General features: G+C 36.6%; 22 protein-coding genes. 9 read left to right on the top strand and 13 right to left on the bottom strand.

The annotated features are described in order from the left end of the window. Window positions 1–37: 37 nt before the first annotated feature. The 5 genes from BJ095_RS08085 to BJ095_RS08105 form a co-directional block, all read right to left on the bottom strand. Window positions 38–634 carry a lysophospholipid acyltransferase family protein gene (locus tag BJ095_RS08085; protein WP_107934740.1) on the bottom strand — a complete coding sequence of 199 codons (597 nt, stop codon included), beginning with the start codon at window positions 632–634 and terminating at the stop codon, window positions 38–40. A gap of 42 nt (window positions 635–676) precedes the next feature. Next, window positions 677–1,519 carry a putative RNA methyltransferase gene (locus BJ095_RS08090; protein WP_107934739.1) on the bottom strand — a complete coding sequence of 281 codons (843 nt, stop codon included), beginning with the start codon at window positions 1,517–1,519 and terminating at the stop codon, window positions 677–679. A gap of 60 nt (window positions 1,520–1,579) precedes the next feature. Next, entirely contained in the window at window positions 1,580–2,836 is a 1,257-nt protein-coding gene (locus BJ095_RS08095; RefSeq protein ID WP_107934738.1) for an MFS transporter, read from the bottom strand. Between the two features lie 206 nt (window positions 2,837–3,042). Further along, window positions 3,043–3,702 (bottom strand): nuclease-related domain-containing protein, encoded by a 660-nt coding sequence (locus BJ095_RS08100; RefSeq protein WP_235867617.1) that lies wholly within the window; start codon window positions 3,700–3,702, stop codon window positions 3,043–3,045. A gap of 331 nt (window positions 3,703–4,033) precedes the next feature. Beyond that, window positions 4,034–4,879, bottom strand: coding sequence for a manganese catalase family protein (locus BJ095_RS08105; protein ID WP_107934736.1), 846 nt, complete (start codon window positions 4,877–4,879; stop codon window positions 4,034–4,036). A gap of 415 nt (window positions 4,880–5,294) precedes the next feature. Here BJ095_RS08105 and BJ095_RS08110 point away from each other — a divergent pair, with 415 nt between their 5' ends. Further along, a complete protein-coding gene (locus BJ095_RS08110) occupies window positions 5,295–5,744 on the top strand; it encodes a hypothetical protein (RefSeq protein WP_107934735.1) in 450 nt (149 codons plus the stop codon). A 123-nt stretch (window positions 5,745–5,867) separates the two neighbouring features. Then, a complete protein-coding gene (locus BJ095_RS08115; RefSeq protein WP_107934734.1) occupies window positions 5,868–6,854 on the top strand; it encodes a YeiH family protein in 987 nt (328 codons plus the stop codon). A gap of 46 nt (window positions 6,855–6,900) precedes the next feature. Here the strand turns inward: BJ095_RS08115 and BJ095_RS08120 are convergent, their stop codons facing one another. From BJ095_RS08120 to BJ095_RS08140, 5 genes are all read right to left on the bottom strand, one after another. Beyond that, window positions 6,901–7,815, bottom strand: a complete 915-nt coding sequence (locus tag BJ095_RS08120; protein WP_181418001.1) for a glycine betaine ABC transporter substrate-binding protein — start codon at window positions 7,813–7,815, stop codon at window positions 6,901–6,903. Window positions 7,816–7,929: 114 nt separating this feature from the next. Continuing rightward, entirely contained in the window at window positions 7,930–8,841 is a 912-nt protein-coding gene (locus BJ095_RS19165) for a glycine betaine ABC transporter substrate-binding protein (protein WP_404427238.1), read from the bottom strand. A gap of 21 nt (window positions 8,842–8,862) precedes the next feature. Beyond that, window positions 8,863–9,711, bottom strand: a complete 849-nt coding sequence (locus BJ095_RS19170; protein WP_107934733.1) for an ABC transporter permease — start codon at window positions 9,709–9,711, stop codon at window positions 8,863–8,865. Next, a complete protein-coding gene (locus BJ095_RS08135; RefSeq protein ID WP_107934732.1) occupies window positions 9,704–10,903 on the bottom strand; it encodes a quaternary amine ABC transporter ATP-binding protein in 1,200 nt (399 codons plus the stop codon). Before BJ095_RS08135 ends, BJ095_RS19170 begins: the two co-directional genes overlap by 8 nt. Window positions 10,904–11,089: 186 nt before the next feature. After that, window positions 11,090–11,722 (bottom strand): TrkA C-terminal domain-containing protein, encoded by a 633-nt coding sequence (locus BJ095_RS08140; protein ID WP_107934731.1) that lies wholly within the window; start codon window positions 11,720–11,722, stop codon window positions 11,090–11,092. A 239-nt stretch (window positions 11,723–11,961) separates the two neighbouring features. Between BJ095_RS08140 and BJ095_RS08145 the strand changes: the two genes are divergently transcribed. From BJ095_RS08145 to BJ095_RS08170, 6 genes are all read left to right on the top strand, one after another. Continuing rightward, on the top strand, window positions 11,962–12,720 hold the full coding sequence (locus BJ095_RS08145; protein ID WP_107934730.1) for a MerR family transcriptional regulator: 759 nt from the start codon (window positions 11,962–11,964) through the stop codon (window positions 12,718–12,720). A 140-nt stretch (window positions 12,721–12,860) separates the two neighbouring features. Continuing rightward, window positions 12,861–13,535, top strand: a complete 675-nt coding sequence (locus tag BJ095_RS08150; protein ID WP_107934729.1) for a hypothetical protein — start codon at window positions 12,861–12,863, stop codon at window positions 13,533–13,535. 123 nt (window positions 13,536–13,658) lie between these two features. Beyond that, window positions 13,659–14,741, top strand: coding sequence for a type III polyketide synthase (locus tag BJ095_RS08155; RefSeq protein WP_107934728.1), 1,083 nt, complete (start codon window positions 13,659–13,661; stop codon window positions 14,739–14,741). A gap of 2 nt (window positions 14,742–14,743) precedes the next feature. Then, a complete protein-coding gene (locus tag BJ095_RS08160; RefSeq protein WP_181418002.1) occupies window positions 14,744–15,307 on the top strand; it encodes an isoprenylcysteine carboxyl methyltransferase family protein in 564 nt (187 codons plus the stop codon). 387 nt (window positions 15,308–15,694) lie between these two features. Then, a complete protein-coding gene (locus BJ095_RS08165; RefSeq protein WP_107934727.1) occupies window positions 15,695–16,117 on the top strand; it encodes a DUF1641 domain-containing protein in 423 nt (140 codons plus the stop codon). 37 nt (window positions 16,118–16,154) lie between these two features. Then, entirely contained in the window at window positions 16,155–17,339 is a 1,185-nt protein-coding gene (locus BJ095_RS08170) for an NAD(P)/FAD-dependent oxidoreductase (RefSeq protein ID WP_107934726.1), read from the top strand. Between the two features lie 84 nt (window positions 17,340–17,423). On the opposite strand, the gene BJ095_RS08175 is transcribed toward BJ095_RS08170, so the two are convergent. Further along, a complete protein-coding gene (locus BJ095_RS08175; protein WP_107934725.1) occupies window positions 17,424–18,662 on the bottom strand; it encodes an MFS transporter in 1,239 nt (412 codons plus the stop codon). A gap of 511 nt (window positions 18,663–19,173) precedes the next feature. Between BJ095_RS08175 and BJ095_RS08180 the strand changes: the two genes are divergently transcribed. Beyond that, window positions 19,174–20,382 (top strand): MFS transporter, encoded by a 1,209-nt coding sequence (locus tag BJ095_RS08180; protein WP_107934724.1) that lies wholly within the window; start codon window positions 19,174–19,176, stop codon window positions 20,380–20,382. A gap of 266 nt (window positions 20,383–20,648) precedes the next feature. Here BJ095_RS08180 and BJ095_RS08185 read toward each other — a convergent pair whose 3' ends face one another. Then, window positions 20,649–21,257 carry a DedA family protein gene (locus BJ095_RS08185; RefSeq protein WP_107934723.1) on the bottom strand — a complete coding sequence of 203 codons (609 nt, stop codon included), beginning with the start codon at window positions 21,255–21,257 and terminating at the stop codon, window positions 20,649–20,651. Between the two features lie 216 nt (window positions 21,258–21,473). Next, window positions 21,474–22,544 (bottom strand): ribosome small subunit-dependent GTPase A, encoded by a 1,071-nt coding sequence (gene rsgA / locus BJ095_RS08190; protein ID WP_107934722.1) that lies wholly within the window; start codon window positions 22,542–22,544, stop codon window positions 21,474–21,476. Between the last annotated feature and the right edge of the window lie 361 nt (window positions 22,545–22,905).

Consider the following 22,905-nt stretch of genomic DNA (forward strand, 5'->3'; position numbering starts at 1 on the left):
AAAAAAAACACTCTCCCAAAGGAAAGTGTTAGTTTCTTTATTTAGTTTTTGCTTTCAACTCTTCTGTTAAACGAAGTAATTCCTTCTCCAGATGCTGTGTTGCTTCTTCACGAGCTTCTTTTCCAGCCCCAACTGTGAAGGGCTCACCATAAATTAAATAGCCTTTTTGTCGTTTCATTACTTCGCCAACATTTCTAGGGCCTACGTAAGCGGCCGGAACAATTTGTCCCTTTGATAGCTGAGCAATCGTAATCGCACCTTGCTTTAACTCTGTGTTTTCCGTTGAACGCGTTCCACTAGGGAATATCCCGACAACTTTTCCTTCTTTAATCAGCTGTCTCGGAATTTTGATAACACTAGGTCCTGGATTTTCTCTGTCTACAGGAAATGCATTTAAATTAGAAACTAGTGGACCAAGCAGCTTCATATCAAACAGCTGCTTTTTCGCCATAAAATGAATATGACGAGGCAATAAAGAAACGCCTAAATTCAAAATATCCACATATCCATTATGAGTACAAGCAATAATATAGCCGCCCTCTTTTGGTAAATGTTCTTTCCCATATATCTTCGCCTTTGAACCATTTAAAGTTAAAAATACCTTAACTAATCTTGCAGCAAAATCATATAACACCGTTACATTCCTACCTTTATATACTATTTGTTTTTTCTTGATTTATACTTTTGATAGCTCGCCTACTAATACGTCCAAATCAATCGTAATTTCAGTTAACGAAATGCCTTCTTCTAAATGCCAGCCAAGAGGCGTCATTTCAAGAAGCTTTGGTACTAGCATTGGCTCAAGTGGCATTGTGTATGTAATACGTTCCTGCAACACATTCGTAAAATGCTCTTTAAACCGCTGTACTGTCTGTTCATTTGAATAACTCTCTTTTTCGGAATTAGCAAAGGCTTGTTTACGAATTTCCTTCAAATAATCAGATTGAGGCACCACTTTAATAACCTTACCTTTTGGCTTTAACAGCCTGCTAAACTCCTCGTAATTAGCAGGCGACAAGATATTTAGGATACAGTCAATCGATTGCTTCTTGTAGGGACTATTCGCTAAATCTCCTACACACCAGATTTTTTGCTCATAAAATTTCGCAGCTGACTGGATCCCTTCTTTTGAGATATCAATTCCTACAGCTACAATGTCCTGTGTTAATAGATTGCCAATTCTCTCTAGATGAGAACCCTCTCCACAGCCTGTATCTAATATCGTTCGTACTTCGCTTCCAATATGCTTTGCTATTGTTTGTTGCAGTGGATTATATAGACCACTATTAATTATTTCCTGACGTGATTCAAATAAACTTTTACTATACATCGATGTAGCAGGTTTAATCATGAAATTCACATAGCCTTGTTTTGCAATATCAAATGAATGACGATTGCCACATGTTACGTGACCATCTTCTGTAACATGCATACTTTCTTTACATAGAGGACAGGAAAAAAGTGTTTCATGTTCTTTCATATATAAAATACTTGCAACTCTTTTTGATACCTTTCCCACACTCATACTCCTTTTTGTTTGCTGTAAGTATCATATCATCTATTCACAGAGATTGAAAAACTAAACAAGTTCTTTTGGATTATGTTTTTTAAGTAAAATAACAAATAGACTTGCTAACAAACAAAAACCACCAGCTAATAGGAAAGCCCACATATACGAACCGAAGACATTAAATACTATACCTCCCGTATAAGCTGCCACTCCTGCTCCAACCTGATGACTTGCCGTAATCCATCCATACATCATCGCACTTTTTTCAATTCCAAATTTCTGCCTTGTTAAGCCAATTGTCGGTGGGACAGTCGCAATCCAATCTAACCCATAAAAGATTGAAAAAATAACAAGCCAGGTGTATGAACCTTCAGCTAGTGCAAAGGGTAAAAAGAGAAGTGATATGCCACGTAATGTGTAATACCAAAATAATAACCATCGATTATCATAACGGTCTGATAACCAGCCTGAAATCGTTGTTCCGATTAGGTCAAACACACCCATAAAGGATAACATGGCAGCGGCAGTAACTAACGGAATACCAAAGCTGATACAATAGGATATAAAATGGGTTCCGATTAACCCACTAGTCGAAAGGCCACATATAAAGAAGCTACCTGCTAGAAGCCAAAACTCTTTTACTCTTATTCCTTCTAATAATGAAGAAATGGCCATTTTAAAGGGGTTGCGAGTTTGAGATGTCTGTGCCTCTTCCACCTGCATTGCCTCTTGTCCATATGGGGCAAGTCCGATATCCCTTGGCCAGCTTTTCATAAAGATCCCTATGACAAGTAACATTAAAACACTTAACACAAATATTAATAAAATAGCAGAACGCCACGAATAATTTTCCACAAAGTTTGCTAATACCGGAAGCAATATTAACTGTCCTGTAGCCGTTGCAGCAGTTAAAATACCTACAGCTAGCCCACGTCTTTTTACAAACCAGCGATTCGCTACCTGAGTGCTTAAAACCGTTAAGAATAATCCTGAACCGATTCCCAACATAATTCCCCAGATTAATATCAATTGCCATTCAGTTGTCATTACAAACGTTAAACCAAGACCAACTGAAAGAATGACCATAGAAAAAAGCATCATTCGCTTTAATCCAAACACCTCAACAAATGCTGCCATAAACGGTCCCGAGAAGCCATATAAAAATAGGCAAACCGCAAATGCAAAGGAAATCGTAGGTCTTCCCCAGCCAAACTCCGACTCAAAAGGATCTAGAAATATCCCCGAGGATGACCTGATAATACCAGCTACAATAATCGCTATAAACGTAACAGCCAGAATGACCCAGCTATAATGGAATTTCCGCATTTCCCCCACCCTTAAATACTTTTTCTATATTGTACATGGTAGATTTCCATATTAATAGAACATTCACATTTTTATGCAGGTAAATTTTTTGTTCAAAAAAGGAGGTATCCATGGAATTAAAATCATCAGGTTTTACCTTATTTAGTCATTCCATGAGAAAATCAATAAAAAAAGACTATCCCTTATAGAGATAATCCCTTTTTCGTTTAGCTTAAGGTTTCGTCCTTTAATGCCGCTTTTTCTTTAGGCTGCTTTTTAACCATATAAGGCTCTATCTTTGAGTGGATTGAGATAATCTCATTCTTTGTTAAAGCAGAGTCTATTCGGTTTTCAAAAAAGGCTTTTAGTTCATCTATTTTCAGTACATCTACATCCTCAGAATGCAGCTCAATTTTTTTAAAGGAGCAATCATTATTAAAGACAACCAATGATTGATATAGGTCTTCTCTTACTTCTGGAATTGCCTTTTTTACTTCTTGTATCTTTAGTTTATTCTCAATAATTGGATTAGGAAATTTATTCATTTTACCGTTTTCTAGTGCCTGTGCCCATTTAATATCCTGGTCATCCCCATAAATCCACCCGCTAGAATATTTAGCATTGATGACATAAATGCCAGACTCATGAAGAAAAATACAATCGATTTTCCACTCACTCTGTGGAAGGTCAATATTGAATAATAGCTGATTATCTCCATCTACTTTTTTCAAGTTTTTAGCTAATTTATATAGAAATCTAACTTCTTTATTCGTCTGTACAGATATAAATGAATGGCCAGTGATTTTGCTAAACTGACTATTATCATATACATAAATACTTACCGCGAACAGTATCCCTATGAATACTATGAAGAAAAGGACAAGCATTGCCACAAAATTTCCCCCTATTACTTAATCGTCATTTCATTCTATCAAAGTTCTTTATTTATTAACATGACATAAAAAGCTGCCCAAAGAAAGCACTAAATAGCCAAATTCAATAATCTTGTTTTATTATTTCTCTATAGGTGAATTATATGAGTTGGGTAGACACGATTCCAAAGGCATAATAAGAGCACAATTTCACATATAAATGGTGATTACGTAAAGAGAGTATTGGTTTAAGTCGATTTTATAAAAAGAAACAGATTTCCTGGGAAATTACGTCGATTTTTCTGCAATAAAAAGAAGCTCATTTTTAATAGAGCTTCTTTTATTACTATTTACGTTTTGACTTCGGCTTTGGATCTTCCGGTGGTGTATTATGAAGGCTCGGTGGGGCTGGTTTTAATTTTGGCTTTCTAGCATAAGGCTCGGGATTTTCAACATACTTGAATTCCCCTTCACCATCAAGGCTCGGACCATGAGCCCAACGTCCTTTAGCACTTGCATTGCCTGCTGATGTATTAAATAACACATGAGATACTTCACGATGCTCTAATTCTCTAGGGAATGTACTTGGAACAATGATATTTTCTTTTTCCTCCAGCTCCTTAATAGCAGCTAACCATTGATTTTGATGCATTGTATCACGTGCTAGTAACCACGCAAGCATATCCTTTACGCCTCGATCATCTGTCATTTCATAAAGTCTTGCTACTTGAAGGCGTCCTTGGGATTCTGCAGTTAAATTCATACGAAAATCCGCAAGTAAATTTCCACTTGCTACAATATAATCTGCTGTCCATCTATTCCCATTACTATCAGCTGGCATTGCGCCAAGACCTGAAACAATAATATGCTGAGGATTCATTCCTCCAAGAATTGCATTGATGATTGGATCCTTTGCAGCTGCCTCTAAAGTTGGAAGCGGCGCATCCTCAAGTAAACGAGCAATCATCGTAGCAAGCATTTCAATATGTGCAAGCTCTTCTGTACCCGTATCAAGTAATAAATCACGGTACTTTTCATTTCCTCTTACATTCCAGCCTTGGAATAAGTATTGTAAAGCAACAGAGATTTCTCCCCATTGTCCACCTAAAACCTCTTGAAGCATTCTTGCAAAGACTGGATCTGGTCTATCAGGCTTTGCATGATATTGTAATTCCTTCACATGATAAAACATTCTTCAAATTCACTCTCCCTTTTCAAACCTAAAAGTAAGGTATGTTTAATTTGATAACTATTCTGGGTTAAATGTCCATTTGGAGGAATGTTTACATGAGGAATTGAATTTTAAAAATATCTACTTTTTAAAATAAGCTTCCATTAAGACATATATAATATGGAGTTTCCCATTTACTTTCCCACAAATTACTAACAAATCTACTCCTGAAAATTTGAATATAGAAGAATAAATCGGCTAATTGATAACATACTTAACAAATATCTAATCACTAGAAAAATAAATTGCCGCCACTAACCTTAAAAGAGTTTTTGACATCTAAAATTTATTATTCCTTTTTAGTGTAAAATATTATCTTTTGTAAATAATAACGGTAATGTCTTAACATACCTATTTAAAGACGGAGGTTTTTACTGTGGACATTATAGAAGAAAATGCCATTCCTGCATTTCTCGAATCGACTCAGTTGATAGTTGAGCTTGAAAGTGTTGATGTATATAACAACATCATCTTCCCTGTTCAAGCAAAAGAATACGATATCAATCCACAAGTAGAGGTACCATATGATTTAAAGAAAGAAGAGACTGCCCAAAAAAGTGTAGATGAAGGCCACTCACCGTGGAGAATCGATCCCGTATTAACCACACAAGTATTTGTGAGTTTACAGCTATCGCCTAAGGGGATTGAAGGGGAATATCCGATAGAAGAAGGAAATATAAAGCTTTTGCACAGTACAAAGGATACGGCTGTGGTAGAAGTTAATGATACCGATACTATCATCAAATTCGTTTATTTAAAAAGACTTGTTAACCAGGATGCCTCTGGAATTTGGACGGTAATCGGATACGATAAAATAGATAAATAAGAGTAAGGTGATGAATTAAAGGCCCATTCATCACCTTACTTTAATAATTAGCGTTTTGAAATATAAATGACTACATATATAATAACTACATATTATCCTAGCAGTTGAAAGTGAGGCTAATATATGACGATTTACAAAACAGCTGGATTTTATATAGGAATTTTATCGATGTTTTTCATTACAGCTTTGGCCTATAGCTTAAGTCTATTACCTTTTCTTTCATTGATAGGTCCTTTAGCAATCGCTATATTAATTTCTGTTATTTATCGAAATGTTTTTCAGTACCCTGAAAATTTGCGTAGCGGGATTCACTTCTCCGCCAAAATCATATTACGGATTGCGATTATTCTCTATGGTATTCGTTTAAATATTAAATTGATTGTTGATGAAGGCTTTCCCCTTATTTTCCGAGCGGCACTCGTTATTATATTTACCCTTTTCATGACATTTCTCATTGGTAAAATGTTAGGGGTAGATTATAAACTTTTGCTTTTACTTGCTTCTGGTACTGGAATTTGCGGTGCAGCAGCAATTGGAGCAGTTTCCTCTATTCTTGATTCAGATGAAGAAGATACAGCGATAGCAATTGGAATGATTGCATGGCTAGGAACAATATTCGCATTAGTTGCCCCTCTCATAGCTTCTATAACCAATATGACCCCCGATTTATATGGACAATGGGTTGGTTTTAGTCTACACGAGATTGCTCAAGCGCTTCTTGCCGGTGCTTCCTTTGGTGATGATTCTTTAACACCAGCAATACTAAGCAAATTAAGTAGAGTACTCTTACTTTTTCCCGTAACCATCTTGATCATAGTGTTTCTTTCATTCCAAAATAAAGAATCCAAGAAAAAAGCATCGTTTCCATACTTTATATTAGGATTTATCGCCCTTTCTATTATCGGAACAATCTCCTTACAAAATGGTTGGATGTCGCTTTCGTTCCAAAGCCAGGTTGCTCAGGCTGCTACCTTTTTATTAACTGTAGCAATGGCGGCATTAGGAATGTCGGTAGATTTAAAGAAATTTGGTAAAAATGCATTAAAGCCTATTCTTACTCTAATTTTGACATCTGTTGCTTTAAGTGTCTTTGTGTGGATAATTCTATAACGCGAAAAGGAGAACTCCCTGATTACGGGAATTCTCCTCTTTATTTTTACTCTTTAGGCTGCAAATCCTCGATTGAATCGATATCCATATACGATGGGACAACCAAACCAATTTCTGTACCTTTTAAGTTTTCACCTAAGTCTACTAAATCCTCCTTATGCTTCTCGTAAAAGGACGCATGTGTTGAAGGCAACCACGGTGCAACAGAGGCATCTCCTTCACCCGTAGCAATTGCTTGGAACATAACCGCAGGATCTACTGGTGTCAACGTTACATTATAACCCTGTTGTTCTAATACTGCCTTCACAACATAGCCTGACGCTCTTTCTGTATCCCACGGTGTTGAAACTAATTCAATTTCATCGCCATCTACTTTCTCAACACCTTCAACCCATTCTGCTACTTTGTCGGCATTTTCTTCTATCCATTTCGTCGCCGCTTCTTCAAATGGCACTTCTTGTGCGTCAAACATTACAGCTTCCATATCTTTAGGTTCCCAGTAAAAGCGGTCAAGAATTGTATAGGCACTTGGCATATCCTCTTCTAAACCTTTTCTTACGATTGTGTTTACATTTTCACTGCCACCGAATGTGCCTTTGGAGTCTTCTAGAAATTTCAAATCATATGCAGTGAACATCCAGTGCGGAGTCCAGCCAGTAATAATAATTGGTTCTTCATTTTTAACGGCTTCTTCTAATGCACCTAGCATGCCTGCAGTTGAACTTTCTAGAAGGTTCCAACCCTCTAAGTTCTCATATTCCTCTAAAGTATCACGGGCTAACTCTGTTGTTCCTGCCCCTGGTTCAATTCCAGTAATCGTATAATCGATTTGTTCACCTATACTAGCAGTTTCTCCAGCGTTATTCCCATTATCCTGATTTCCTTCATCACTACCACAAGCAGCTAATAATAACGAAGCTGATAAACCAAATGTAATACCCATTGTTTTTAATTTAACCAAAATTACAACCCCTTTATATATAAAGGAGTTATCCAGTATAAGATAACTCCTTCTTTTGTAAAAAATTTAGCAACTTTTTGCAATGCACATACTAAATGTACTCCAGCTTTAGAATTATTCTACGCCTTCAGTCCATTCAGCAACTTTGTCTGCATTGTCATTAATCCATTTTTCAGCAGCCTCTTTTGGACTAGTGCCAGAGTTAATATCAAGCATTACTGCTTCAATATCTTCTGTTGTCCAATTGAAAGCATCAAGTACTTTATAAGCTTCTGGTGATTCTTCTTCTAATCCAAGGCGAGCAAATGTATTGATCGTCTCTTCCCCACCAAATACACCTTTAGGATCTTCTAAGTATTTTAAATCATAAGATGAGAACTTCCAGTGTGGTGACCAGCCTGTTACAATAACTTCTTCTTCATTCTCAAAAGCTTGACCTAAGGCTACAGTCATCGCACCCGAAGATGAAGGTAATAATTCCCAATCACTTAGGTTTTCATATTCTGCGATAGCTTGTTCTGCTGCTCCCATAACACCTGCTCCAGGTTCAATACCCGTTATTGTCATGTCTGCTTCTTCAGTTAGTTCTTCGATTGAATTCACATCCATATAAGAAGGAACAACTAAGCCAATTTTAGCACCAGTTAAGTTTTCACCTAACTCTACTAGACCATCTTTGTATTCTGCATATTGTGAAGCATGTGTATTTGGCAACCAACCAGCTACCATTGCATCTGCTTCCCCTTTTGATACAGCTTCCCACATAATAGCGTTATCTAATGGAGTTAAAGTTACGTCATAGCCTAAGTCTTCTAGTACTTTTCCTACTACATGTGTAGAAGCAACTTCAGTATCCCACTCAACATAAGCTAAATTGATTTCTTTAGATTCCTCAGTTGCTGTAGAGCCGTTTGAATCTCCTGTGTTTTCAGTTGAAGTTTCCCCTTCATCTGTACCACTGCACGCTGCAAGCATTGCACCCATACCTAGGGCTAAACCCATCATTTTTAATCTTTTAAAATCCACCCGAATCTTCCTTTCTATTTTTTATTTCTTTTTATTGAAGCTTTGCGTTAAACGGTCAACAATAATAGCAAAGATTACAAGACTAAGTCCTGCAACAAAACCATTACCTACTTGAGCACGTTGCAAAGCAGATAACACTTCTCGCCCTAAACCAGGTGCACCAATCATTGATGCGATTACCACCATAGATAGAGATAGCAGCACAGTTTGGTTAATACCAGCCATTATTGTTGATTTAGCTAATGGTAGCTCAACCTTGAATAGTTTTTGCCAGCCAGTACTACCATAGGAATCAGCTGCTTCCACTAACTCTTTTGGTACTTGTCGTATACCTAAGTTTGTAAAACGAACTGTTGGCGGTAGTGCGAAGATGACAGAGGCAAACACACCTGGTACAACACCGATACCGAAGAAAGCAACCGCAGGTATTAAGTAAACAAACCCTGGCATTGTTTGCATAAAGTCTAATATCGGTTTAATAACATTTTCTGCAACAGCACTTTTTGACATTAATATCCCTACTGGAATCCCGATGATGATTGCAATAATACTTGAAAAAATAACAAGTGTTATTGTGTTCATCAGTTGTTCCCATAAGCCTTGGTTATATATAAATAACAGACCTACGATTGAGAAGATGGCTAAACCAAGCTTCTTTTTCGTTGCTATAAATGCAATAAGGGCAATCACTAAAATAAATACAACCGGTGGAATAGCAACCAGCATATCTGTAATAAGGTTCATAGCATTCTTACCACCAGATTGTATAAAGCTAAATAATGATGATAGATTACCAGTTAACCAATCCATCACTGATTCCACTGAATCTGCAACAGGCAGACTCGGAATACGATCTAATATTTTACTCATCACGAGTCACCTCCTCTGTATTCGAAGCAAGAGATTGGATGACTACGCCTCTAATTAATACACCAACTAATTTATTTTCGTTAACAACAGCTAACGGAGTTGGTGATTCTGAAATAACACCTAACACATCTTGGATTAACATATCTGGAGGAACTACAGGCATGTCGGCTTTTAAAATACCATTCACATCTTTTTCCCCACGCTTTGAAGCCTCCAATGCATCGTCTGCCGTGATATAGCCTTTAAATTCTCTCCTTTTATCAACCGCAAGCAATACACTAACCTCTTCATCTCGCATACGTTTTAACGCTACTTTTGGTCCGTCCATTTCAACATTCACTGAAATTGGGCGAATCATTGCATTTTCTACTGTTAATACCTTTGAACGGTCTACATCCTCAAGGAATGTTTTAACATAATCGTTTGCAGGATTTGTAAGAATCTCTTCACCTGTACCAATTTGAATGATTTTTCCATCCTTCATTAGTGCAATACGGTCACCGATACGCAAAGCCTCATTTAAATCATGTGTAATGAATATAATGGTTTTTCTTACTTTTTGTTGTAAGTCTAATAATTCGTCCTGCATATCTTTTCGAATTAATGGGTCAAGTGCAGAAAAAGCCTCATCCATTAACAATATATCCGGGTCATTTGCTAAGGCACGCGCTAATCCTACACGCTGCTGCATTCCCCCTGATAATTGGCTTGGGAACTGATCTTTATATGGTAATAACCCTGCATTTTCTAATGCTTGCTCAGCTTTTTTTGTTCTCTCTTCTTTAGGGATACCGCGCACTTCTAATCCATATTCGGTATTAGCAAGGACTGTTCGTTGTGGAAATAAACCGAAGTTTTGAAACACCATGCTCATTTTTTCGCGTCTAATTGTTCTGAGCTGTTGTTTATTCATTTTGGAGATGTTTTCACCATCTATGTAGATACTTCCGCTGGTTGGTTCAATGAGATGATTTAGTAGACGTACTAATGTTGACTTACCACTACCTGAAAGTCCCATAATTACAAAGATTTCACCTTCATTGACAGAAAAGCTAGCATCATTAACACCGATTGTAGCTCCTGTTTGCTTTAAAATCTCTGTTTTATTTTTTTTCTGTTCGACAAGCTTAAGCGCACTATTAATATGCTTACCGAAAATTTTCGTAACATTTTCAACTTTTATTTTCGTCATACAGTTCTCCTTTCCTATAATTCTCAAATCTGTATTTTACTAGATTACAACAAAGCAACAACTTCATCCTAACAAAAGGTTGTTACTTATGTCAACTTAGCATTCTATGAATCTGGTAGTAGAGATATACCTATTCTCAATAAAAAAAGGGCTTTAGACACCGCCTAAACGGTATCTATGCCCTAATCATTTCGGATATAAAAATTTTTGAACTCGCTCTATGCATTCATCATTGCCAATGAAATAAATGACATCATTTTGTTCTAATGTAGCATACGGTCCAGGAGAAATAATCAGCTCTACTCCTCGTCGAATTCCTACAATCGTTGCCATCGTATTTTGCCAAAAATTAATGCTTCCAATGGTTTGCGTTATATATGGAGTTTCCTCATGAATCTCTACTTGAAATGGAACGAAGGGATTAACAGATTTAAACCTTTCCGTTCTACTAACCAATCGCTCTGTTGTTTCCTGTAAAACCTCTAGCTCACTTTTTTGTCTTTTAATACTTTCTAGCATCTCTAGCTGGACTTGATAAACAGATTGTACCTCTAAAAACTGATGGACAAATTGTGCAGCCTTTTCATAGGATTTAATCATTACCCCACTGCCCTTTGTTGCCTCTACAATTTCCAGATCCTGCAGAACAGCAATTGCTCTTCTAGCTGTTTCCGAGGATACATTATATTGACTTGCTAAGGAAGATCGTGCATAGATTTTTTCTCCAACCAAGTATTTCTTTTCAACAATTCTTGATGCTATATCGGCAGCTATCTTTTGGTATTTCGGCTGCTTTACTTGGACCTTCTTATTTTCCATTATTGTGACTACCTTTCAAACGGCAAAATTAATATCGCTTGTATTCTTCAATATGATTATATTAAAGCATGTGTCAACATCTCGCTATTATTATTTTATTGGTAAAAGGTAAACACGTTTTAAATCCGACTAGTTAATGATTTTCTCCGAGGTAAAGCAACCGTCCTTAAAATATTTTTTTAACTCTTGACCTTCACGTTACGTTACACTTTATGATAAATCCATCAGGAGGGATTTCAATGGAGTACACAATTAGTAAATTAGCAAAATTAGCTGGCATAAGTAGTCGAACTCTTCGTTATTACGATGAAATCAATCTATTAAAACCATCTAGAATCAATAGCTCAGGCTATCGTATTTATGGTCAAAAGGAAATCGATCGATTACAGCAAATTTTATTTTTACGCGAATTAGAGGTAGATCTAGGGACTATTATTCAAATCATGAATGAGTCTAGCTTTGATCAATTCTCCGCGCTATTGGACCATCAAAATAAGCTTATCCAAAAACGAGCCCGCCTAGATAAATTAATCGAGACAATTGACAAAACAATTGCTCATCAAAAAGGAGAGATTGTAATGAGTAATGAAGAAAAATTCAAGGCCTTCAAAGAGAGCCTAATTGCCGAGAATGAAGTGAAGTATGGTGAAGAAATACGTGAAAAATACGGAGACAAAACTGTCGATGAGTCTAATGCAAAACTTCGAGGGATGTCTAAGGAAGATTATGCTGCAATGGAAAAGCTCGGAAATGAAATATTCGATTTGCTACCTAAAGCTATCGCAACTGGTGACCCAACTTCAGAAATAGCACAGGAACTTGCTGAAAAACACAAAGAATGGTTAACCTTCTCATGGGCTTCCTACTCAAAAGAAGCACACAAAGGGCTTGCAGAAATGTACGTTGCCGACGAACGCTTTAAAGCATATTACGACAAGGTGGCAAAGGGCGCTACAGAGTTTTTAAGAGATGCGATTATTAACTATGTAGATAAATAATTAGCTATACAGAGGGAAGCAATTGCTTGCCTCTTTTTTATTTCCCCTTCATATGCAAAATTACCGATTATATTGCTCATACTAAAGATGAATCGATTCCAAAGACACTTAACTGCCTTATAAAGGAGCAATATCTTACAATGCAAAAACATGAGAAAAAGCTAAAGAAAATACAATATGACCATGACGATAAGGAATACATAGTTATAAATAAATGTCCACATTGCAATTTAGATATTCATCCTACAACAGAAAATACGTATTTATTTGAAAATAATAGCTTTAAATTAAGTGTCATTTCTTTAACTTGCCCTTCATGTAAAAAAGATTATTTTATCTTTAATGATGATCGACTTGAAGCTACTACTAATCAAAAATTTCTGATATCCATTCCAAAGTATAGCTTTAATGAGAGCTCATTAATTAACAATACATCCAATAAGTTTCAAAACCTATATACTCAGTCTACTAACTGTGAGCTCTTGGGCTATTATGACCTTGCCTTTTTCGGTTATATCAAATCACTAGAAATTTTACTTAAGGATATTGCTATTTTGGAGCATCCTGATTCAGAGGATATTATTTTATTTTGCAATGTTATTGCTTGTCTTGAACAATTTCATTCCACTAATATTCACCTTTTTTCTAAAAAGTTGCTCGAGGTTTTAAAAAATGATTATTTACATTACCAAAAGAATGCGGACTTCTATGCATATTCCGAGCTTGTGAAGGATTGTATCGATTATTTCTTACTCTATTTAGAGCTGCTTTTAAAAACATTAACTTTAAATGAAACAAAAAAAACTTCAGATTAATAGCACGTGAGGAGTTTGATTCACCAATCAAACTCCTTTAATTATCCCCTTTTATAGTTCCTTTGCAAATTGTGCATATTTAGCATGCTCCAGGGGAAGATACTTATAAAAAGGAGTTTTACTATGCCAAAAATTTCATCGATTAGTACATACAAACCTCCACATACATTAAACCAAGAAAACATTGAACAGCTTACAAAAGAGCTTTTTACCGATAAAATCCCTCAACTTGAGCGTTTATTGAAGGTATTTGCAAACGGGGAAATAAAACAGCGTCACTTTTGTGTTCCTTTAGAATGGCATAAAGAGCAGCATACTTTTGAGGAACGTAATAATTTGTATATTGAATTAGCTGTTGAATATGGGGTAAAAGTCATCGAAGCCTGTCTTTCAAATACACATTTTTTAGAGCAGACCATTCCTACGAAAGATATTGATGCATTTATATTTGTATCCAGTACAGGTATTTCCACCCCAAGCATCGACGCACGTATCATGAACAAACTAGAATTTTCAGATCGCATGAAGCGTATACCTATTTGGGGGCTTGGTTGTGCTGGAGGGGCTGCAGGGATCAGTCGAGCATTTGATTACTGTTTAGCTCATCCAGATGCAAATGTACTTGTTGTTTGTGTAGAGCTTTGCAGCTTAACTTTTCAACCAAATGATTTTTCTAAAAGTAACTTAGTAGGTGCCTCTCTTTTTGCAGATGGCGTTTCCTGCCTTTTAGTTAGTGGCGATAATGCAGCTATTAAAAACAAAAAGCCAATGCCTTATATAGTAAATACCGCATCAAAATGGATGCCTGATTCTGAAAATGTAATGGGCTGGGACATAAAAAACGATGGCCTTCATGTCATTTTCTCTCGAGACATCCCTTCTATTATTAACAAATGGCTGGGACCATTTATAGATGACTTTTTAAAGGAACAAGAGCTCTCTAAGGAGCAAATTAAGAATTTAGTGGCACATCCAGGAGGAAAAAAGGTTTTAGCGGCCTATGAAGATACATTAAATATGAACGAACAACATACGGCAACATCTAGAGAGGTACTTCAAAATCACGGGAATATGTCTTCACCAACTGTCCATTATGTTTTAGAGCAATTTATGCTAAATGAAACAAGCACCGATAGTTACGGTTTATTATTAGCACTTGGACCTGGCTTTAGTGGCGAAGCATTATTACTTCAATGGAGGGGTTAATCATGTTCTTTTTATTATTTGTATCGATTGTTATTTTACAACGATTAATGGAAGTAGTAATTGCTAGGAGAAATGAAAAGAAAATGTTGGCTGCTGGGGCATTCGAGGCTGGTGCTTCTCATTACCCATTTATGATTGCCCTTCATGTTAGTTTCTTTCTTAGCTTGATTACTGAAGTGCTTGTATTTGAACGGGTAATTTCCCCTTTGTTTTTATGGCTCTTTGTTTTATTCCTGCTAGTGCAGGGCTTAAGAGTATGGTGTTTGGCTTCCTTAGGACAATTTTGGAATACAAAAATCATTATCTTGCCTGGAGCAAACGTCGTAAAAAAGGGACCTTATCAATTTATCAGACACCCAAACTATCTTATTGTTTGTACTGAAATTTTACTGCTCCCTTTAATGTTTCAGGCTTATTTTACAGCGATTTGCTTTACCCTACTCAATTTTGCAATGTTAGCTGTTCGAATCCCTACAGAGGAAAAGGCTTTAATGGAAGCAACAAATTATAGTAAAGAGTTTAAAAAGAAGGTATCTGGTATAATCCCTAACGACCAACAGCATTAAAATTATTATAAAAAAAAGTATGCATTACGTTTTTCGCAGGTGGACAAATAGGATAATAATTTTTTTTATTAGAAATTACAAGAATTAAATCGTATAATTCATTTTGTAAAACACCTAAGCTACAATTTTCTCTCTTAGAAAGTATATGTTTTGATATAAAATTATTTTTATATTAAAAATTTTCTAACATATTACTAACATTTAGATTTTTAACAAAGAACTATAGGATTACGAGAATATTTAGTTTATCATGGAAGATGTATAAATTTCACATTGATGAAAAATTTGGTCTGATTTCAGTACATCTTAATATCTGTATTTGAAATGCTTTATCAAATTTTTTCACAGTAAAATGCACATGAGGCAAAATGCAAAGGAGAATTGGATATGTCAGAAGAATTGACTCAAGCACAGCAAGGCTTACTTGCAGGAAGAACAGATTTACTTGACCAATTATTAAAACCTGAAGTTCAAGAATCATTAACTACTTTAGTAGAGCAATTACCTAAGCTAACTGAGGTTGTAACACTTTTAACTAAGACTTATGATTTAGCACAATTAGTTGCAACAGATGACGTATTAAAAAGCGATACAGTAAGTGCTCTTAAAGAAATGTCAGAGCCAGTTATTGGTTCAGTGAAAACTCTGGCAGCTACTGCTATCGAAGCAAAAGACCGCGCTGATGCTACAAATGAAACAATCGGCTTATTTGGTCTATTAAAATTATTAAAAGATCCTGAAGCACAAAAGCTTTTCCGCTTTGCAAATGCTTTTTTAGAAGTTCAAGCAGAACGTAAAACTCAAGAATAGTTTCCTATATTTAACTAGTATGGACGGAGGATTTATCATGGCAAAAGAAATCGTCATCTTAGGTGCAGGTTATGGTGGTTTACTAACTGCTCTAACATTACGTAAATATGTAAGTAAAGAAGAAGCAAAAGTGACAGTGGTAAACAAATACCCAACTCACCAACTGATTACAGAATTACACCGCCTTGCTGGTGGTACAACTACAGAACGCTCAATTTCTTTCCCTTTAACAAAGCTGTTTAAGGAAAAAGATGTAAACATAGTAGTAAATGAAGTTAAATCTTTCTCAGTAGCAAACAAAGAGGTACATATGGTTGATGGTTCTGTAATGGAGTATGACAACCTAGTAGTAGCTCTTGGAAGCCAAACTGGTTTCTTCGGCATTCCGGGTCTTGAAGAAAACAGTATGGTGTTAAAATCTGTTGATGATGCAAACCGTATCAATCACCATATTGAAAGCAAAATTGCTGCTTACGCAAAATCAAAAAATCCAGCTGATGCAACAATTGTTATTGGCGGCGGTGGTTTAACTGGGGTTGAGTTAGTTGGCGAAATCGTGGACAACTTCCCTAAAATCGCTAGAAAATACGGTGTGGACTTTAAAGACCTTAGCATCAAGCTTGTAGAAGCTGGTCCAAAAATCTTGCCTGTACTTCCAGATGACCTTATTACTCGTGCTACTGAAAGCTTAACAAAACGTGGCGTTGAATTCTTAACTGGTCTTCCTGTTACAGGTGTAGAAGGGAATAAAATTTCACTTAAAGACGGCTCAATTATCGAAGCAAACACATTCATCTGGACTGGTGGGGTTGCTGCCCTTCCATTAGTACAAGAATCAGGTCTTGAATGTGACCGTGGTAAAGCTGTTATCGATGAGTATTTACGTTCTAAATCTCACCCAGAGGTTTATGTTGTTGGTGATGCTTCTGTTGCACTTCCTGCTGATGGTGGTCGCCCATTATTTGCACCTACTGCTCAAGTAGCATGGCAAATGGGGGAAACAGCAGGTTATAACCTATATGCAACGCTTGAAGGTCAAAAGCTTGAAGTATTCAGTCCTGTAAACTCTGGTACACTTGCTAGTCTTGGACGTAAAGATGGAGTTGCTACAGTTGGAAGCAACAATATCCCATTAAAAGGACTCCCAGCTTCATTGATGAAAGAAGCTAGTCACGTTCGTTATTTATCACATATTAAAGCCCTATTCGGTTTAGCATACTAATACTTAAAGCTTAAGGTTTTCATAAAGCATTCCTGATGCTAAAAAAAGAAGATTTCGGTAGTAAGCCGAAATCTTCTTTTTATTTTATTCTGTATCTGGTTTCCCTGCTTCGATCAATACTTTACTTCCTAGTAAAACAAAACCTAGCATGAACAGTAAGATTCCCGTTCCAATTAAAAGCCACTCAATGGCTACCACATCTGCAAGAGGACCAAATATAATCATACCTAAAGGCATTATAGAAGTAGAAATCATCGTTAAAACCCCAAAAACACGACCTAAATAATCAGGTTCAACCTTCTCCTGAAGTAATACCGTTGCTGGCGTATTAAACATCGGCATGACTAATCCCACTAACGCCATAACAAGAAGGTAAATCCAAAAAACAGGTACTATCCCAAGTAAAACTGTTCCTAGGCCAAATCCAAAGGCAGAGATTGCCATTGTATATGTTTTATTTTTAAAGCCGCCCCAAGAAGCAATTATAATACCTCCAGCCATCATCCCAATCGAAAAGGCAATTTCAATAGCAGATAGATACCATTCGTTCGCTCCGAAGCTCCTTGTTACCTGTAGCGGGGTTAAAAAGGCTGCCGGTGCTGCTAATATGAGGAACATAGCAAAGAATGTAAAGAATTTCTTTAAAAACGCATGATTATTAATATAGGTTAAGCCCATTTTGAAATCACTAAAATATCCAGTTGTTTGTGCCTCTTTCGCTTTTTCGTGTAGTGGCACCTTTAAGAAAAATAATAATGTAAATACCGCTATTGCTGCAGTAATAACATCAATAAAGAAAATGATTTCAATTGAGGTTGTAGCAAGAAGCCCAGCACTTGCGATAGGAGCTACTAGCATAATAAGTGCTTGTATACTTCCATTCGCACCATTCACCTTTGTCAGCTTATCCGCTGGTACAATTTGAGGTAAGATTGCTCCCACTGCTGGTGTTTGAATCCCCGTTCCAACTGCTCGGACAGCTGAAATGGCAAACAGTAACCACATTGAATCAAATCCATTTAAAAATAAAATCGCTAAGATTAGCGTAGAAATGGCAATCATCGAATCCGCTAATAGTATTAAAACCTTCCGATTATATCGATCCGCCCAAACTCCCCCAAATGGTGAAAGGAAAAATGTTGGGACAAATCCACAGATGATTGAGATTGTCATCATAATCCCAGACTGAGTAGTTAAAGTAATATACCACATGATGGCATATTGAACGAGAGCTGAGCCAAATAATGAAATAGTTTGGCTTCCTAAAAATAACGTGATGCTTTTCTTCCAATTTTGTACTGTAACTTGTTCAGATTGACTCATAATAATACATCCTTTTCTAATGGTCATTTAATTGTTCAAACCTTATTAGAACCGTTATATTACAATACGTTCATTAAACACTGTCTGTTTTTTCTTGTAGTTGGTTGGTATTGATCTGATGTGGAAGAAATCAATAACAGCTTTCCTAATTCGATTTAACGAGAGTTACTGCTCCCTCTTGAGCTCGAATATAAAATATAGGTTTCCAAAATCGTTAGACCAATCCCAGTTACTCTGCAAATGACAGAGCTTTGAAAGCATGTAATTAGTGGTTCGAAATTTGGTGACGTAGTCTAACTGATTGAATCTTTTGAAAACCCTCCGTTCCTATAAGTGAAATTATATTGTAACACATCCTCACCCTTTAATATTATAGAAAAGGTAAATCCTTACTTAAGTTTCTGTAAAGAGATTGGTTAATTTTTTGAGTCGTGAAATTGCCCTTTGAAATCAAGTGGAAAAGGGTATAATTGTAAATATTAGCTTCTATAGAAGGTAGGAATTTCAAAATATGAATGACAAAAATGCCCTCTCCAATAATCCTATTTATCCAGTAATGATTGCCATTGGAGTTGCGCACTTAATCAACGATACGATGCAGTCTGTTGTTACTGCAATGTTTCCACTATTGGAGCGTGAACTAAATCTATCCTTTACAGAGCTTGGTATTATATCTTTTGTCTTAAATATGTTTTCTTCGACACTTCAGCCAGTTGTTGGCTTCGTAAGTGATAAGAAACCAATGCCTTATGCCTTACCCATCGGCATGATGAGTTCCTTTGTCGGCTTACTTATTCTTGTTTTAGCAGAATCCTATTGGGTGATTCTTATCTCGGTTTTATTTTTAGGCTTTGGCTCAGCAATCTTTCACCCAGAAGGCTCCAAGGTATCATTTATGTCTGCGGGTAATAAACGGGGCCTTGCGCAATCGATTTATCAGGTTGGAGGGAATTCAGGACAAGCACTAGCACCATTAATCAGCGCATTCATACTAGATGTGTATGGCCAACATGGAGCCGCTATCGTTCTTCTATTAACATCAATTGGTATCGCTATTTTGCTTAAATTGTCACGCTGGTATTTGCGCCAGCTCCAAGAAGAAAAATTAGAAAAGAAAAAGAAAAAAAATCTCGTCTCCTCCTTACCACCACTTACAAAGAAGCAGGTTGGTATTGCACTTGGATTACTGCTTACAGTAATTTTTGCTCGTTCCTTCTATACGACGAATATAACAACCTTCTACGTGTTCTATTTAATGGATCACTATGACTTAACCCTGAGAATGGGACAGGTCTTTATTTTTACCTTTATGGCATTTGGTGTGGTGGGTACATTTTTCGGGGGCTCACTATCTGACCGAATTGGACGTAAGAACGTTATTATCCTTTCAGTAGTAGGACCGCTTCCGTTTTGTTTACTACTACCCTATATGCCGATTTGGTTAGTGCTTGTTTTCTTAATCATCATCGGCACCTTAATTATGATTAGTTTTTCCGTGACAGTAGTTTATGCACAAGAATTAGTGCCAAGTAAAATCGGCACAATGGCTGGTCTTACAACCGGCTTCGCCTTCGGAATGGGAGCGATAGGGGCAGTCGTGATTGGCTTTTTACTCGATTATGTAGGTATCGAGACTACAATAAAAATCGTCTCCATTTTACCGCTATTTTTAATAGTTGCCTTCTTCCTGCCGAAGGATAAAGTTGAACGCACAGCGTGAAGCATCTAAATTTTTGTGTCTAGAGGCTGAGTTTTTTGAGTGATTCTGGGAGCTGCAGTTGGCATATGGAGTGCAGTCTGGGGGTGGTGTGCGGGATGCACTTCATTCCGATTATGAACCACATCCATACGACACCTCCCGCTCGTTAGCACTTCATTCCACTTATGAAGCGCACCATAGAAATACCCTTCATTACCACAATAAAATAAAACCTACAATCCATTAAAAAAATGTCCTTCATCACCTTGGATGAAGGACATTCCTGTTTAACTTCTCATCTTTTTTCTATAGAATCGAATAACTACAACTAAAAAGATCACCACGATAGCTGCATATGCGAAGTTTGAATAGATGTCCATGTAATGAACAACTGTTTCCCACGAGTTCCCTAATGCCGCTCCTAAATTGACTAATACCATATTCCAAATTAGTGTACCAAAGGTTGTTAGCACTAGGAAAATCCAAAAGTTCATTTTGGCAAGACCCGCAGGCAGAGAAATCAAGCTACGAATCAACGGAATAAAACGACAGAAGAATACTGTCCAGACATCATATTTCTCGAACCATGCATTGGCTTTATGAATATCTTTACTTGTTAATCGTAAAATTCTACCCCACTTATCTACAAATCGTTCAATTCTATGAATGCCAACAATCGCTCCAACACCGTAAAGAATGATGGCACCTGCTACTGAGCCAATTGTGGATGCAATAATAACGCCTGTTACTGTTAAATCTGTAGAAATCGTCATGAACCCGCCAAAGGTTAAAATCACTTCTGAAGGAATAGGGGGAAATAAATTCTCAAGCATGATTAATAAGAATACCCCTAAGTATCCAAAGTCCTCCATTATCGTTGTTATCCACGTCTCCATTATGTCTCTCCTTATGTATAAATATATAGTGTGATGAATCTATCACTGTCTTTTCTATACTCTAATGCTACTCTATTATTACAACCTATTCAATTTTTCTTTTATTCATTCACGATATTATTTATAAAAAAATAAGCCAACGAGAATTTCCGTTGGCCATAGTAACATTATTATATATTGACTACTTTATATTTCAAAAGTTCCTATTGAAAAGGATTATTTATACTTTTTCTTTTGACCCTTTGAAATTTGCTTCCATTTTCGTTGCTCGGCCAGCTTTGCCTGGGCATTCGTTTTTCTTTCTAGGAATGCCAGTTCCTTTTGCAGTTTAAAATAACTTTGTAATCTCGCTTGCTCAAGATTTCCATTATCAATAGCAAAATTAACTGCACAGCCAGGTTCACTTTTGTGAGTACAATCTCTATAACGACAATCCGATGCGAACGCCTCAATATCTTTAAAGCTAGAAGACAAGCTATCTCCTTGATCCCATAGTTGCAGCTCTCTCATACCAGGTGTATCGATTAAACAACCTCCTCCTGGTAGTGCCACAAGCTCACGATGTGTTGTTGTATGTCTTCCTTTAGCATCGTCTTCTCGTATATCTGATACATCCATTTTTACGTCACCATATAATGCATTTGTGAGCGTGGATTTCCCAGCACCTGAAGAACCGAGTAATGCCCCAGTAACCCCTTCTTTAAATAACGCACGAATTTCCTCGATTCCCTCGCCTGTATAAGAGCTTGTTATAAAAATATCTACGCCCATTGCTACAGCTTCCACTTCTCTGAAATAGTGGTCGACATCCTTACATAAATCCGATTTAGTTAAAATAACGATAGGAGTTGCTCCAGAGTCCCATGCAGCTACTAAATATCTCTCTAATCGACGAATATTGAAATCTGCATTTAAACTCATTACCAGCAATACAATATCTACATTTGCCGCAACAATTTGCTCCTCGATTTCTCGACCTGCAATCTTCCGAGAAAACTGAGATTTTCGATTTAAAAGCTTATGAATGATTGCTCGATCTTCACCATTCATTTTTTCAACAAGTACCCAATCACCGACAGCTGGGTATTCTGCACGATTAATTGCTTCGTATGCATAAAGACCTGAAACAGATGCCAGCCATTCACCATTTTCAGAAATCACCCGATAAGCATGTTTATGCTCTAAACTCACGCGAGCAGGTACGCAGTTTTCGTATTTATTCTCTTCTGAAAACCCCTTTATTTGGTCCTCAAAAAAAGTAGTTAATCCTAATGATTTTATATTCAATTTAAATTCCTCCGATAAATGTGTTGTTTTCACAAAAATTTTGCAAAATAAAAAACCGTTTGAGCTGCGATTTGGCAGTCAAAGGTTTCAACACATTCAAAGAGTAAATTAAATACACCTTAATAGTTATCATTAAGGAAGGTAGTTAAGACCGTTCTTTGAGGTGAGTGAAATTAGACAAACCAAATCGCTTGTTTACAATCGCATATACATTTGTCATAAAACTTCACCTCTTTTCCATATTATTACTCATATTATATGTCACACTACTCAGAAATGTCAATCAATTATTCACCTATTTTTAAAGAAAGAAGAGATACCCCATATTGAGATGTCTCTTCTTTCTATTGCTTAACCAAAG

The sequence above is a fragment of the Ureibacillus chungkukjangi genome (assembly GCF_003217295.1).
Classification (GTDB): Bacteria; Bacillota; Bacilli; order Bacillales_A; family Planococcaceae; genus Ureibacillus; species Ureibacillus chungkukjangi.